This window comes from Streptomyces sp. NPDC004542 (assembly GCF_040610035.1).
Classification (GTDB): Bacteria; Actinomycetota; Actinomycetes; order Streptomycetales; family Streptomycetaceae; genus Streptomyces.
Window position 1 is genome coordinate 1 of sequence record NZ_JBEXLP010000134.1, and the last position, 14,233, is coordinate 14,233.

Sequence of the window (14,233 nt, forward strand, 5' to 3'; positions counted from 1 at the left end):
GGCGCCCTCGCCTCCACCCTCACCTACGACACCACCACCCGCACCACCCGCGTCACCGACTCCCTCGGCCACACCCGCGTCTACGAACACAACGAGGCTCTGTGTCTCATTCGTGAGATCGATCCGCTGGGAAATACCACGGCGCAGGAATGGGACGAACACCGTCAACTCACTACTGTCATTGATGCCTTGGGTCATATAACCCGGCTGCATTACGACGACCTCGGACACTTGGTCTCAGTGGTGCGGTCGGACGGTCATGAAACAATGGCCACGTACAACGCTCTGGGGCTCGTCGAAACGGTGACTGACTCGAGCGGCTCCATCTGGCGACAGACGTACGACGAACGCGGTAATCGAATCACCGTCAGCGGACCAGGGGGACCCACAATCCGTTTCAGCTATGGCCTCGCCGGGCAGCTCCGTTCGGTTGTCGATGCGCTGGGACACTCGACCTCCCTGCGCTGCGACGGGGCCGGACTGCCCCTGCAGATCCAGGATCCGCTCGGCAACGTGACAGTGTACGAGCGTGACATGTTCGGCCACGCTGTTGCGATCACCGATCCTCTTGGTGCCACGACCCGCCTGGAATGGACCATTGACGGGCTACCCGCGCGCCGTACCACACCCGACGGCAGCACTGAATCCTGGGAGTACGACGGCGAGGGTAACTGCATCGTCCACACCGGACCAACGGGGGCGGTCAACCGTTTTGAATACGGTCACTTCGATCTGTTGGTCGCCCGCGTTGATCCGGCGGGGATGCGCTTCGAATACACCTATGATCCCGAACTGCGTCTCACGGGGGTCACGAATCCCGCCGGTTGTACGTGGAGCTATCAGTTCGACCCCGCCGGTCGTCTGACTTCGGAGACGGACTTTGACGGGCGCACGCTCGACTACGACCATGACGCCGTCGGTTGCCTGATCAGTCGGACCAATGCCCTCGGTGAGGTGATCCGTTTTGATTACGATGCCCTTGGCCGGGTAATCCGCCAGAATGCACAAGGCCGGGTCACCACATACGCCTACGATCCCAACGGTCGCCTCACGCGTGCCGTTGGTCCGGACGCGACGTTGAGCAGGCAGTTCGACAGCAGTGGCAACCTCACCGCAGAGACCGTCAACGGTCTTACGACGACTTACACCCACGATGAGCTCGGACGGCGCACAAGCCGCGCCACTCCAGCCGGCGCGGTCAGTACCTTTGTCCATGACGCCGTCGACAACCTCATCGAAGTGAGCGCTGCGGGGCGCACTATCGACTTCGAGTACGACAGTGCCGGTCAGGAACTTGCCCGGGGCCTCGGCGGAATCGGCAGGATGACCAGCGCATACGACGTGTTGGGACGCCTTACCCGTCAGACTGTGGCGCATCATGGCGGTCACCTCATCCAGCAGCGCCGTTACACCTACCGGCCGGACGGCTACCTCGAGGGCTCGGACGATTTGCTGAGCGGCGGCCGACACATCACGTTGGATGTCATCGGCCGCGTCACCGAGGTACGGGCGGAGGGCTGGACCGAGCGCTATGCGTATGACGAGACCGGCAATCAAAGCGCTGCGGAGTGGCCGGCCTCCCACCCCGGCCACGAGGCCACAGGGCCGCGAACGTATGACGGCAACCGGGTCACGCGGGCAGGACGAGTCCGCTACGAACACGATGCTCAAGGCCGGATCACACTGCGCCAGAAGACCAGACTCTCCCGAAAGCCGGAGACCTGGCGCTACTCCTGGGATGCAGAAGACCGTCTCACTGCCGTCGTCACACCGGACGGTACCGTGTGGCGCTACCTGTACGACCCCCTGGGACGTCGCATTGCCAAGCAGCGGCTGGGCGAGGGTGGCACCACTGTCGTGGAGCAGGTTGACTTCTCCTGGGACGACAGCATCTTGTGCGAGCAGACCAGCACTGTCCTGGGGGAACTTCAGAAAGTCACCCTGACTTGGTACCACGACGGCTTGCACCCGCTTGCCCAGAGCGAACGTGTCACTCTGGCCGACGCCCCCCAGGAGGAGATCGACTCACGTTTCTTCGCGATTGTCACCGATCTCGTCGGCTCCCCCACGGAGCTCCTGGACGAAGAAGGGACAATCGCCTGGCGTTCGCGCTCCACGCTCTGGGGCAAGACCGCTTGGGCCAGGAACAGCACGGCCTACACGCCTCTGAGGTTCCCGGGGCAGTACTACGATCCCGAGACCGACCTCCACTACAACTACTTTCGCTACTACGACCCTGAAAATGCCCGCTACCTCACACCTGACCCCCTCGGGCTGCGGCCTGCGCCGAACCCCCGCACCTACGTGCGCAACCCCCAGACATGGACCGACCCGCTGGGACTCGCGCCCAAGTGCCGGGAACTCGGGCTGCGGGACGCCGCGCAGAAGGCGATCGCACGGCTGGAGAACATAAAAAAGGATCCCGTTGGAGAGATAAACTCCCAGCCGAATCACAACCACTACAGTGCCGCCCGACGGGAAGCGAGGGGCGAGGTAGTCGCCAGGAAACCCGATGGAACACCCTTCGATCACATCACGGACTTGACGCAGGCGCGCAACGGTTTGAACAACGTCCGGCAGATCCTGGAAGCGGAGCTGAGAAATCCACCGGAATCCATCACGGAACGCGGATTGGAAGTACTCAAGAAGAAGCGCAAGGAAACGATTGAAGAACTAGACCGTCTAAATGGTTTCCTGCACTCCATCGGTCACCGCTGAGACGTGTTCGCGAGGCCTGTGCCAGCGGCCACGCGATATGTGGTGCGTCCGTAGCGGGAAAGGAACATAAATGTCCGAGCCTCTTGACCTCAGTAAATCACTTGAACAGCTGGAAGGCCGTCGCTGGCCGGAGCCGCCCGAGGGGGCGACCTCCTTGATCAAGGCGATCCATGCACTTCGCCGACGCCCGGTCGGAGCTCTGGAATCTCATGAGCTGGCCAGGCTGATTGCCCAGAAAGAGGGAGTGCCCCTGCTCCTTCCTCTTGCGGTGAAGATTCTGCGCGAATCGGCACAGACGCAGGCAGAGAGCGGCTATTTTCTTGATGACGAACTCCTGTACGCGACGGTCATCGTCAGCCCGGATGTGTGGGCGAAGCTGCCGGAACTCGCCCGAGAGCTCGGGAAGACGGTTTCGATGATGACTGACCTGTCAAGCTATGTGAAACCGGATGTCGAGGCGTTCCTCGCATCGCTCCCGAAGGACGGTCCAGCCAGTTAAGGTGCCAAGGAGTCAGCGTGCTGCACGACATCCAAGACAGTGAGCGGGAGTTGCTGCGGCTGTCGCGGCGGCCGGTGCCGGAGGGCGTGCCTCCGGTCCTGTCCGCCTTCGACGTTCGCACGAACCGCCCTGTCGTGGAGTTCGGTACGCGGATGCGGGCGGTACTGGATGCCGCCCTACGGCTTGCGCTGTCCCAGATCTTCGATGGCGAGGATCTTCCCGTCGACCTCGTCCCTGACTGGTTCGTTGCCGCGAGTCGTGGCGGTCGTGGCGGTCGTGAGGGCGGGTGGGAACTGCAGAGCTGCCTCTATCAGTTCGACCCGGAGAACGAGTTCCGTGGCTGGGTCTGGTGGGACCTCGCGGAGACGGGTGACGGTGTCGCTCGGGTCTGGGTTGACTCGTGGGGTGAGGTGTTCTTCGGCTGCGACGACTTCCGGTGGCTCGCTCACGTCTGTGGCGGCGAGGAGGCGACGGGTCCCTCCCTCGTGAGCGCGGACAACGTTGGCGTATCACCGGGCCCGGACTGGCCCCGGATGCGAGCCGATCAGGCCGACCCGGTCAGCCGGGCGCTGCTCAGGCCCAAGCGGCTGTTGCAGCCCATCGAGACCGAGCAGGATCAGGTACGGTCGACCTGACCGTGAGGGGGGAGGGGAGTTGATGGTGCGTCATCTGGCCGCCGCCCGACCTGCCGTCGCTCTGCTGTTCTTCCTGCTGTCCGTCGCGCTGCTCGACACCGGGAGTCTCTCCACCACCGTCGCGCTCGCCGCGACCGCCGCGGCCGGGGCCGCGTTCGCCGCCTGTTCGCTCGTGGCCGCGCGCTGCGCGCCTGCCGTGCCGCCCACCCGCATACGTACGGCCATACGGGACCGGGCCCGCCGTACGGCCTTCCTGCCGCAGCGGGATCCGGATGCCCGGGGCCGCCGCCGGCCCCGGGCGCCCGGACACGCCCTCGCGACGGCCACTGCGTAGGGCGAGCGCTCCCACGGCACTCCCACATCCGTGACCCCGCGCGGGTCGTCATGCCGCCATGCCCGTCTTCACTCCGGCACGACGTGACCCACGGAGGGCTCACCCATGTCCGTTTTCGCGCGGCTCGTCGAGCAGCTCGCCGACCTGCTCCAGCCGCTCCTGCACGCCTCGGCTGCGGCTGCGGCGATCGTCCTGTTCACCGCGTTCGTACGACTCCTCGTCCATCCCCTCTCCCGGGCCGCCGCGCGCGGGCAGCGGGCCCGGGCCGCGCTTCAGCCGAAGGTCGCCGAGCTGCGCAGGAGACACGGGAAGAACCCGGAGAAGCTGCGGAAGGCCATCCTCGAACTGCACGCCGAGGAGAAGGTGTCGCCGCTGTCCGGCTGCCTGCCCAGCCTGCTCCAGATGCCCGCCTTCTTCCTCCTCTACCACCTGTTCTCCGACTCGACGGTCGGCGGTGAGCGAGGCGGCCTGCTCGCCCACCGGCTGTTCGCCGCGCCGCTCGGCGGGCGATGGGCGGACGCGCTGGGCGACGGCGGCGTGTTCGGGGCGGCCGGGCTGGTCTACCTCGGGCTCTTCGCGGTCGTCACCGCCGTCGCCGTGTTCAACTACCGCCGTACGAAGCGGATGACGGCGCCGAACCCGGTCGTCGTCGCCGGGGGTGACGGGGAGCGGGTGCCCGGCCTGGGCGCGGTCGGCAAGGTCATGCCGTTCATGTCCTTCTTCACCCTCGTCACGGTCGCCGTGGTGCCGCTGGCCGCCGCCCTGTACGTGGTGACCAGTACGGCGTGGAGCGCGGTGGAGCGGGCGGCGCTGTACCGCTGAGCGGTCCGGGTCCGGGTCCGGGTCCGGGTCCGGGTCCGGGTCGGGCACGGGCACGGGCCCGGTGGCCGTCCCGGCTACGGTCCAGTCCGTGAACAAGGTCTTGCGGACTGGACCTGCGGCTTGGAGGATCGACCAGTCCTCCGATGGCTGCACACGTCGCGGCACACATCGGCCGGGCGCCCGTGATCGAGGGAGATGGTGACCATGAAGCTGCTGCGAGTCGGTACGGCGGGGGCGGAGCGCCCCGCGCTGCTGGACGCCGAGGGGTACCTGCGGGACCTGTCGGGGATCGTGGCGGACATCGACGGGGCGCTGCTCGCGGACGACGCCGCGCTGGGCCGGATCCGGGCCGCCGCCGACACCGGGGAACTGCCCGTGCTGGGCGGGACCGGGCTGCGGGTCGGGCCGCCGCTGGCGCGGATCGGCAAGATCGTGTGCATCGGGCTGAACTACCACGACCACGCCCGCGAGACCGGGGCCGAGCCGCCCGCCGAGCCGGTCATCTTCTTCAAGGCCGCGGACACGGTGGTCGGCCCGCACGACACCGTGCTCGTCCCGCGCGGGTCCACCAAGACCGACTGGGAGGTGGAGCTCGCGGTCGTCATCGGGCGCACCGCCCGCTACCTGGGGTCGCACGAGGAGGCGCTCGCGCACGTCGCCGGGTACGCGGTGGCGCACGACGTGTCCGAGCGGGAGTTCCAGATCGAGCGCGGCGGGACCTGGGACAAGGGGAAGAACTGCGAGACGTTCAACCCGCTGGGGCCGTGGCTGGTGACGGCGGACGAGGTGCCCGATCCGCAGGCGCTGGCCCTGAGGCTGTGGGTGAACGGGGAGCTGAAGCAGGACGGGAACACCGCCGAGCAGATCTTCCCCGTCGCGGAGGTCGTGCGGTACGTCAGTCAGTTCATGACCCTGTACCCCGGGGACGTGATCAACACCGGTACGCCGGCCGGGGTCGCGCTCGGATTGCCCGAGCCCAAGCCGTTCCTGCGGGCCGGGGACGTCGTCGAGCTGGAGATCGAGGGGCTCGGGCGCCAGCGCCAGGAGCTCAAGGACGCGTAGGCGCTCCGCCGGTCTAACGGGGACCGGCGGGTGGCTCCGTCGGCTGCGGGTTGTCGGGGGCTGGTCGCGCCCGTGCGGCGGAGCCGCACGTCGGACACGGCCCCGCACCCCCGGGTGCTGTCGAGGGTGCGGACCGGAGGAGGCATCCGGTCAATCCCGGCCCAGGAACTGCTCCAGTGCCTCCACCACGAACCGGTGGTCCTGCAACTGCGGCAGCCCGGACACGGTCACCGCGCCGATCACGCCCACACCCTCGACGTTGACCGGGAACGAGCCGCCGTGGGCCGCGTACGTGTCGGGATCGAGGCGGGAGGACTCCTCGAACGTCGTGCCCTTGGCCCGGAAACGGGCGCCGACCAGGTACGACGCACAGCCGTAGCGCTCCACGACACGGCGCTTGCGGGCGATCCAGGCGTCGTTGTCGGGGGTCGAACCGGGCAGGGCCGCGTGGAAGAGCTGCTGGCCGGCCCGGTGGATGTCGACGGCCAGCGGGGCCTGGCGCTCCCGGGCCAGCTCCACCAGGAGGGAGCCCAGGGCCCAGGCGTCCTCGTTGGTGAACCGGCGGAAGACCAGCCGGCGCTCCTGTGCCTCCAGTTCCTCGACCGACGGCGTGATCTCGGGGGCGAACCTGGGGGTGATCCGCGGGTGGTCGGTCACAGCGCCACCGCCACACCGTCGCGGGCCGAGCGCCGGGCCGCCTCCAGGACGTCGAGGGCGGCGGCCGCCTCCAGCGCGGTCACCGGGTTGGGGCCGGCGCCGGTCAGGGCCTCGGCCACGGCCGCGTAGTAGGCGGGGTAGTCGCCGGCCAGGGTCGGTACGGGCCGGCCGCCGCCGGTCACCGGGGACTCCCCGGCGCCGACGCGGCCCCACAGGGACTCGGGTTCCACGCCCCAGCCCGCGCCGGGCCGCCGGCCCTCCCGCAGGGCCGCCTCCTGTGGGTCCAGGCCGTACTTCACATAGCCCGCGCGTGAGCCCAGTACGCGGAAGCGGGGGCCGAGCTGGGCGGCGGTGGCGGAGACGTGGAGGTGGGAGCGGACGCCGCTCGCGTGGGTCAGCGCGATGAAGGTGTCGTCGTCGGCCTCGGCCCCAGGGCGGCGGACGTCCGTCTCGGCGTACACCTGGGCGGCCGGGCCGAACAGCACGAGGGCCTGGTCGACGACATGGCTGCCGAGGTCGTACAGCAGACCTCCGATCTCTTCCGGGTCCCCGGACTCGCGCCAGCCTCCCTTGGGCCGCGGGCGCCAGCGCTCGAAACGGGACTCGAACCGCCAGGCGTCGCCCAGCTCGCCCTCGTCCAGGAGCCTGCGCAGGGTCAGGAAGTCGTTGTCCCAGCGGCGGTTCTGGAAGACCGACAGCAGCAGGCCGCGCTCCTCGGCGAGGGCGGCGAGGTCCCGGGCCTCGGCCGCCGTGCCCGCGACCGGCTTGTCCACGATCACCGGCAGGCCCGCCTTGAGGGCGGCGGTGGCCAGCGGGACGTGCGTCTTGTTCGGGGAGGCGATGACGATCAGGTCCAGCTCGTCGGCGCGGTCGAACAGCTCGTCGGGGGCGGTGGCGACACGGACGTACGGGAACCCGGCCCGTGCCTGCTCCTGCCGTTCGGGGTTCGAGGTGACGACCGTGTCGAGCGCGAGGCCCTCGGTGGCGGCGATCAGCGGGGCGTGGAAGACGGAGCCCGCGAGGCCGTAGCCGATGAGGCCGACGCGGAGAGTGGTACCAGTCATGGCTCCCACTGTCGCAGGAGACGGCGCGGGTGCGCGGGGCGGGGTCGCGCGGCCCGGTGCGACGGGCGCGTGACGGGCGGCGTGACGGGGTGCCGCCGCGCCCACCCCGTGCCCCTGGGAATCCGCCGGGATCGCGCCACCCCGGGGCGCTGAACGGGGGGAAGTCGGCGGCCGTTCGAGGGGCGGGGCAGCGCGGCTGCGCGGGGACGGCGTGCTGGCCGGTTGGGTTATGTGTTCATGCGACTGTGTACGATCCTGCCCCTCTGCCTCGCTGCAGCCGCCGCCGTCGTCCTCGGCCCCGTCGGGCCGGCGCACGGACGGGAGACCGGCCTCGACTGTGCCGGGTCCGACGAGCGGAACTTCCCGCTCAGCGCCCGGATCCACGGCGGGCCCACGTCGTACGAGGCCGGCGGAGGATCCGGCACCTGGTACATCGACCTCACCAACACCACCGACCGCGCCTGCACCGCCGTACACCCGGTCGTCGTGCTCGTCGACGACAAGCGGGCCCTGAAGCCCGAGCAGGCCCGGCTGGAGTTCTACGACGGCCCGCGCGCCCACCCCGTCCACTTCGAGAGCACCGACCAGGACGAACTGGTGGGGGCCTTCGACGACGGGTTCCCGGGGTTCTCCGTGGGGCCGGGCGGGACCGTCTCCGTGAAGGTCAGGCTCGCGGTCACCGCCGACGCCGTGCCGAACGGGGTCACCGCCAAGGCCGCCGTCGTGGAACGTCGGGGTGACGACGGTGAGTGGCTGGGCGAGTCCGGCGACTACCGCTTCGGGATCGACACCGAACCCGGCCCCGAGCCGCCCGCCGGCACCACGGCCGCGACCGGCGGCTCCGCCCCCACCCCCACCCCCACCGTCACACCGCCCGTCGACCTGACCCCGATCCCCGGCCTGGTCGTCACCCCCTCCCCCCTCTCCTCTCGTTCCTCGTCCTCCTCGTCCTCCTCGTCCTCCCCTGCACAACCCCCTTCGCCGTCGCCCTCCGCACCGCTCTCCTTCGCCGACGAACTCGCCCGCACCGGCCTCGGCGGCCGCTACGGCGCGCTCGCGCTCACCGCCCTGCTGCTCGCCGTCGGCGGGGTGCTGCTGCTCGCCCGGCGGAGGCGTTGAGGGACCGGGTGCCCACACAGTGAGCAGGGCGTTCCCGCAAGATCGGGGGTGTGTTTAGGCTGGGGCCCACGCAGCACGCTGTACGGCAGGAGACGCCCCATGGCAGACCGCAAGCGCATCGAGTCCTGGCTCACCGACATGGACGGTGTGCTCATCCACGAGGGCGTGCCGATCCCCGGCGCCGATGCCTTCTTGAAGCGGCTGCGCGAGTCCGGGAAGCCCTTCCTGGTGCTGACCAACAACTCGATCTACACCCCGCGCGACCTGCACGCGCGGCTCGTGCGCATGGGCCTGGACGTGCCGATCGAGAACATCTGGACGTCGGCGCTGGCCACCGCCAAGTTCCTGGACGACCAGCGGCCCGGCGGGTCCGCGTACGTGATAGGCGAGGCGGGGCTGACCACCGCACTGCACGACATCGGCTACATCCTCACCGACCACGAGCCCGACTACGTGGTCCTCGGTGAGACGCGCACCTACTCCTTCGAGGCCATGACCAAGGCCGTCCGCCTGATCAACGGCGGCGCCCGGTTCATCTGCACCAACCCGGACGAGACCGGCCCCTCCACCGAGGGCCCGCTGCCCGCGACCGGTGCCGTCGCCGCGCTGATCACCAAGGCGACGGGCAAGACGCCGTACTTCGCGGGCAAGCCGAACCCGCTGATGATGCGCACCGGCCTGAACACCATCGGCGCGCACTCCGAGACCAGCGCGATGATCGGCGACCGGATGGACACCGACGTGCTGGCCGGCATAGAGGCCGGGATGCAGACGTTCCTGGTGCTCACCGGCCTGACCCGGCCCGAGCAGATCGAGGACTTCCCGTACCGGCCGTCCAAGGTGGTCGACTCCATCGCGGACCTCGTCGACCGGATCTGAGGCGTACGGGTCGAAAACCGTCGTCCGTACGGAGCAAAACGGCGCCCCTCGAGGATGCGGAGGGGCTCCGGAGCGGGCAGCCTCCGGATATCTGGAGGTTCACGATGGGCTCAGCGCGTCTCACTGTCCGCATCCTCTGCACCGGACTCGTCACCGGTGTCGCGTTCGCCCCGGCGGCACGTGCGGCGGACGGCGGAGCCGGGATGTCGGTGGCCCCGGTGTCCCCCGCCCCCGGCACCGACGTGACGCTCCGGGTGAGCGGCTGCTCCGGGGCTGCCGGCACCGCCGTCTCGGACGCGTTCGTCACGAACGCCCGGCTGACCGGCACGGGCGGCACACTCACCGGTGAGACCAGGGTCCGCACCTCGCTGCGGCCCGGCTCGTACGACGTGCGGGTCAGCTGCGCCGGCGCCGTGGTGAACGGGAGTGTCTCCGTCCCGGCGAGGGCCTCGGGGCAGCCCTCCGCGCCGCCCTCCGCGCCGCCCGGGCACGCCTCCGCCGCCGCCTCGCCGCTTCCTCTCGCCGGGCCGTCCGCCCCCGCCACCCCAGCGTCGCAAGCCGCCCCCGCCTCACCGGTCGCCCCCGTCTCGCCGGTCGCCCCCGCCTCACCCATCGCCCCCGTCCACGCCGGCGGCGGTGGGACCGCCCGGCTCGTCCCGGCGGGCGCCCGTGCCGCCGCGCCGGGTACCGCCCACGCGGTGACCGGGCTGGTCCTCGCCGGTGTCGCCGCGGTCGCCGTCGGGCTGCTCGGCGCCCGCCGGAGCCACGGCGCGCGGTGAGACGGCCGGCCATGTCCGATCACGAGCTCTCCTCCGGCACCGGGCGGCTGCTGGCCGGGGTGACCTGGGCGCTGCTGCTGCTCGGGCTGTGGCTGTGGGGCCGCGAGGTGACCGAGGCGCCCGCCGGGATCCCGGGGGCCGCCACCGGCGACGTGGCCGCGGTGGGCCGCCCCGACGGGGCCGCGCTCCCGCCCGCCGCCCGTCCGCTGGGTGAGGCGCTGCCGCAGCGCATCGACATCCCCGACCTCGGTGTGCAGGCGCCGGTGGTGGCCCGGGGCCTGGACGGGCAGGGCGCGGTCGATCCACCGCCGTTCGACCAGGCCGGAGTGGTGGGCTGGTACGCGGCCGGGGCGAAACCCGGGGCGGCCGGGACCGCGCTGATGGTGGGGCACGTGGACACCCGGACCCGGCCGGCCGTGTTCTACCGGATCAGCGCGCTGCGGCCGGGTGAGTCGGTGAAGGTGGTCCGCAGCGACGGGCGGGTCGCCGAGTTCACCGTGGACGACGTCCGGGTCCTGCCCCGCGACCGCTTCGACGCCCAGCAGGCCTACGGCCCCCGTGAGCCGGGCCGCGCGGAACTGCGGCTGATCACCTGCGGCGGCACCTTCGACCGGGCGAGCCGCAGCTACACGGCGAACGTGGTGGTGTCGGCGTATCTGACCGGCACCGGGCCCTGAGCCACGGCCCGCGATCCACGGCCCACGGCCCACGCGCGGCCCACGGCCCACGATCCGCGGTCCGCGATCCACGGTCCGCGATCCACGGTCCGCGGTCCGCGCTCTTCGGGCGACCTCGTGACGCGCACCGAGCGAGCAGGTTATGCCGCCGAGCATGATCGCAAGTGGCGGAGCGCGGTTTCACCGGTCGGACGCGGCCGCGGGGGACAGGCGTGAGCGGATGTTGCCGAAGTGGTCTCTTATGGCTCGCTCCGCCCGTACGGAGTCGCCCGAGCGCACCGCGTCGAGGATCTCCCGGTGCTGGCGGCAGGTGATCCGCGGGTCCTGCGGCAGTTCCACCAGGTCCTGCTGGACGCGGTGGAAGGCGTCCCAGAACGCCTCGAGCACCTCGCTCAGCAGGGTGTTGTCCAGGCCGCGGTAGAGGGTGGCGTGAAACGCCCGGTCGGTCTCCGCCAGGCCGGCGCCCTCCTCGGCCTGCTGTTCCATGCGGTCGGCCAGCCGGTCCAGCTCCGCCAGGTCGGCTTCCGGCAGCCGCCCGGCCAGCCGGGAGACGAGGCCGGTCTCCACCGCCTCGCGCAGCTCCAGCAACTGGAGCAGGGAGTCCTCGCCCCGGTAGTGCCCGGCGACCGTGCGGAAGGCGAGGCCCTCGATCAGGGGAGCGAAGGACATGGGGCCGACGTACGTGCCGAAGCCGTGCCGGATCTCGACGATGCCCATCGCCTGGAGCGCCTTCAGCGCCTCCCGCACCGAGTTCCGGCTGGCGCCGAGGAACTCCATCAGCTCGGGCTCGGTCGGCAGCGGGGCCCCGGAGGCCAGCCTGCGGTCGACGATGAGCTTCTTGATCCGCTCCTGGAGGTCTCGGGCTGCCATGGCCAGAGAGTATCCGGCCAAACAGTGACAGGGCCCCGGTTCGGAACGAGGGACCCGGCGCCGTCGGCGGCATGGGTGGCGGAGCCCCCATCGTGCGCCGTGAAGCCGCATGGAAACAGAGATGGCGATCCGGGTCCGCGCTGTCCGCGGACGTGGATCGCCATCGTCGTCGTGCGCCGCCAGGGACTCGAACCCCGGACCCGCTGATTAAGAGTCAGCTGCTCTAACCAACTGAGCTAGCGGCGCCTGCTGACGTCGTCAACTGTACCGGACCGCGGGGGGTGCTTCAGACCATCCGGGGGTGTCGGACGTCCCCGGTCGGGTGAGGGTCGCGTACATCATCCGGGCCGTCAGCATGCGCACGATGACCACAGTTGGGAAACTGATCAATGTGCACAGACGCGGACATTTCAACCCGGAAACCGATCCCGACATCGACCCGGAATATGAGGCAGCGCGCATGGTGGCTCCGGTCTTCGAGGACGTCGGCCCCGCGCGCGACTGCGACTGCCCCGAATGCGCCCACGGGCGGCGCGTCGGTCCCTCCGCCCTGACCGGCCGGGCCGCAGGGCGCCCGGCGGCCGGCCGGGCCCTGGTCGTGGCCGCCGCCGCGTCCGCCACCGCCGCCGTCGGCGCGGGCCACCCGGCCGCCGCCCTCGCCGCGGCGCACGCCCCGGACCGGCCCGCCGGCTCCCGGACCCCGGCGGACGGCGACGACCCCGGCACCCCGCAGGGCACCACGACCCCGCTGCACGGCCCCGCCGGCAAGCCGGCCCAGCCCGCCGATCCGGCCGCCCCGCCCGCCACCACCCGCACGGCGATCATCGAACGGGCCAAGACCTGGGTGACCGCCCAGGTGCCGTACAGCATGACCGAGTACTGGTCCGACGGGTACCGGCAGGACTGCTCGGGCTACGTCTCGATGGCCTGGAACCTGGGCAGCAACGAATGGACCGGCAGCCTCGGCCAGTACGGCGTGAAGATCGGCAAGGAGGAGCTGCAACCCGGCGACATGCTGCTCTTCCACAACCCCGCCGACCCGGAGAAGGGCTCGCACGTCGTCATCTTCGGCGGCTGGACCGACTACACGCACACCTACTACACCGCCTACGAGCAGACGCCCCCGCACACCCGCCGCCAGGCCACCCCGTACGCCTACTGGACCAACTCCGACAAGTACGTCCCCTACCGCTACAAGGGGGTGACCGCCGCCGCCGCCGACGACGCGAAGCCCGGCGAAGCGGCCCCCGCCCCCGCCCCCGCCCCCGCCGCCTCCGGCGCCCCAGCCTCCACCTCCGCCGGGACGGCACCGGGCCCCTTCCCGGGGGCGGCGTACTTCGGTCCGGGCGCCGACAACCAGTACGTCGCCCGGCTCGGCCGGATGCTGGTCGACCGCGGCGCCGGGGCGTACTACGCCCAGGAGCCCGGCCCGCGCTGGTCCGAGGCGTTCCGGCGGGCGACCCGGGCCTTCCAGCTCGCCCAGGGCTGGACGGGCGCGGACGCGGACGGGCTGCCCGGGCCGCGTACCTGGGAGCTGCTGGCGACCGGCAAGGGCAAGGACATCACCGACGCCCCCGCCTCGCACGGGGTCGCCGGCTATCCCGGCCGGAACCTGTTCCGGCCGGGCGCCGACAACCCGTACGTCGGCCGGCTCGGACGGCAGCTGGTGAAGAAGGGGTTCGGCCGGTACTACCCCGACGGACCCCACTCGCGCTGGAGCGAGGCGGACCGGCGGGCCGTCGAGGCCTTCCAGCGCGCCCAGGGCTGGCGGGGCGGCGCGGCGGACGGCTACCCGGGGCCGGAGACCTGGCGGCGGCTGTTCTCGTCGTAGGCCGTCCGTCCCCGTGGCGAGGACCATCCAGGCGAGGACCATCCATTCGTGAAGCGTCTGGCGCGGAGGCTGGAGGCACGCATGAGCACGACCACCGAGCACACGTCCGATTCCGAGGGATCCGCCGGGGAGCCGCCCAGGCCCGCCCGGCTGATCCACAACGAGGCCACCACCGAGATCCCCGTCCATCTCCCCGCAGTCCCGGCCTACCCCGCGTTGGCCCCGGACGGCCCCGCGCACGTGCTGGGCGACAAGGGCAACAGCTCCCGGGCCATCCCGCACCTGGC

At 70.9% G+C, this 14,233-nt stretch carries 14 protein-coding genes, 1 tRNA gene and 1 pseudogene; 12 read left to right on the forward strand and 4 right to left on the reverse strand.

Annotated elements, in window-relative coordinates; translation table 11 throughout:
- From ABZX30_RS35960 to ABZX30_RS35985, 6 genes are all read left to right on the forward strand, one after another.
- A partial coding sequence (locus tag ABZX30_RS35960) for a polymorphic toxin type 28 domain-containing protein (protein WP_355942013.1) occupies positions 1–2,718 on the forward strand: 2,718 nt, incomplete at its 5' end.
- Between the two features lie 70 nt (positions 2,719–2,788).
- Positions 2,789–3,217, forward strand: a complete 429-nt coding sequence (locus tag ABZX30_RS35965) for a contact-dependent growth inhibition system immunity protein (protein ID WP_355942015.1) — start codon at positions 2,789–2,791, stop codon at positions 3,215–3,217.
- Positions 3,218–3,234: 17 nt separating this feature from the next.
- Positions 3,235–3,852, forward strand: coding sequence for a hypothetical protein (locus ABZX30_RS35970; RefSeq protein WP_355942018.1), 618 nt, complete (start codon positions 3,235–3,237; stop codon positions 3,850–3,852).
- Positions 3,853–3,874: 22 nt separating this feature from the next.
- Positions 3,875–4,186 (forward strand): DUF6412 domain-containing protein, encoded by a 312-nt coding sequence (locus ABZX30_RS35975; RefSeq protein WP_355942021.1) that lies wholly within the window; start codon positions 3,875–3,877, stop codon positions 4,184–4,186.
- Between the two features lie 105 nt (positions 4,187–4,291).
- Positions 4,292–5,008: a membrane protein insertase YidC gene (yidC, locus tag ABZX30_RS35980; RefSeq protein WP_355942024.1), complete on the forward strand. Its 717-nt coding sequence runs from the start codon at positions 4,292–4,294 to the stop codon at positions 5,006–5,008.
- Positions 5,009–5,212: 204 nt separating this feature from the next.
- Positions 5,213–6,070, forward strand: coding sequence for a fumarylacetoacetate hydrolase family protein (locus ABZX30_RS35985; RefSeq protein ID WP_355942027.1), 858 nt, complete (start codon positions 5,213–5,215; stop codon positions 6,068–6,070).
- Between the two features lie 150 nt (positions 6,071–6,220).
- Here ABZX30_RS35985 and ABZX30_RS35990 read toward each other — a convergent pair whose 3' ends face one another.
- Both ABZX30_RS35990 and ABZX30_RS35995 read right to left on the reverse strand, forming a co-directional pair.
- Entirely contained in the window at positions 6,221–6,727 is a 507-nt protein-coding gene (locus ABZX30_RS35990; RefSeq protein ID WP_355942030.1) for a heme-degrading domain-containing protein, read from the reverse strand.
- Positions 6,724–7,791 carry a Gfo/Idh/MocA family oxidoreductase gene (locus ABZX30_RS35995; RefSeq protein ID WP_355942032.1) on the reverse strand — a complete coding sequence of 356 codons (1,068 nt, stop codon included), beginning with the start codon at positions 7,789–7,791 and terminating at the stop codon, positions 6,724–6,726. The genes ABZX30_RS35990 and ABZX30_RS35995 overlap by 4 nt, the downstream gene beginning before the upstream one ends.
- 237 nt (positions 7,792–8,028) lie before the next feature.
- Between ABZX30_RS35995 and ABZX30_RS36000 the strand changes: the two genes are divergently transcribed.
- The 4 genes from ABZX30_RS36000 (at position 8,029) to ABZX30_RS36015 (ending at position 11,245) form a co-directional block, all read left to right on the forward strand.
- On the forward strand, positions 8,029–8,910 hold the full coding sequence (locus tag ABZX30_RS36000; protein WP_355942035.1) for a hypothetical protein: 882 nt from the start codon (positions 8,029–8,031) through the stop codon (positions 8,908–8,910).
- A 99-nt stretch (positions 8,911–9,009) separates the two neighbouring features.
- Positions 9,010–9,789: an HAD-IIA family hydrolase gene (locus ABZX30_RS36005; protein WP_355942038.1), complete on the forward strand. Its 780-nt coding sequence runs from the start codon at positions 9,010–9,012 to the stop codon at positions 9,787–9,789.
- A 104-nt stretch (positions 9,790–9,893) separates the two neighbouring features.
- Entirely contained in the window at positions 9,894–10,568 is a 675-nt protein-coding gene (locus ABZX30_RS36010) for a hypothetical protein (RefSeq protein ID WP_355942041.1), read from the forward strand.
- Between the two features lie 11 nt (positions 10,569–10,579).
- Complete coding sequence (locus ABZX30_RS36015) at positions 10,580–11,245, forward strand: class F sortase (RefSeq protein ID WP_355942044.1); 666 nt, start codon at positions 10,580–10,582, stop codon at positions 11,243–11,245.
- A gap of 180 nt (positions 11,246–11,425) precedes the next feature.
- Here ABZX30_RS36015 and ABZX30_RS36020 read toward each other — a convergent pair whose 3' ends face one another.
- Both ABZX30_RS36020 and ABZX30_RS36025 read right to left on the reverse strand, forming a co-directional pair.
- Complete coding sequence (locus ABZX30_RS36020; protein WP_355942046.1) at positions 11,426–12,115, reverse strand: FadR/GntR family transcriptional regulator; 690 nt, start codon at positions 12,113–12,115, stop codon at positions 11,426–11,428.
- A 172-nt stretch (positions 12,116–12,287) separates the two neighbouring features.
- Positions 12,288–12,361, reverse strand: a tRNA-Lys gene (locus ABZX30_RS36025).
- 214 nt (positions 12,362–12,575) lie between these two features.
- On the opposite strand from ABZX30_RS36025, the gene ABZX30_RS36030 reads away from it, so the two are divergent.
- Complete coding sequence (locus ABZX30_RS36030) at positions 12,576–13,946, forward strand: peptidoglycan-binding protein (RefSeq protein ID WP_355942049.1); 1,371 nt, start codon at positions 12,576–12,578, stop codon at positions 13,944–13,946.
- An 81-nt stretch (positions 13,947–14,027) separates the two neighbouring features.
- A pseudogene (locus ABZX30_RS36035) lies at positions 14,028–14,233 on the forward strand (SPFH domain-containing protein); the annotation flags it as partial.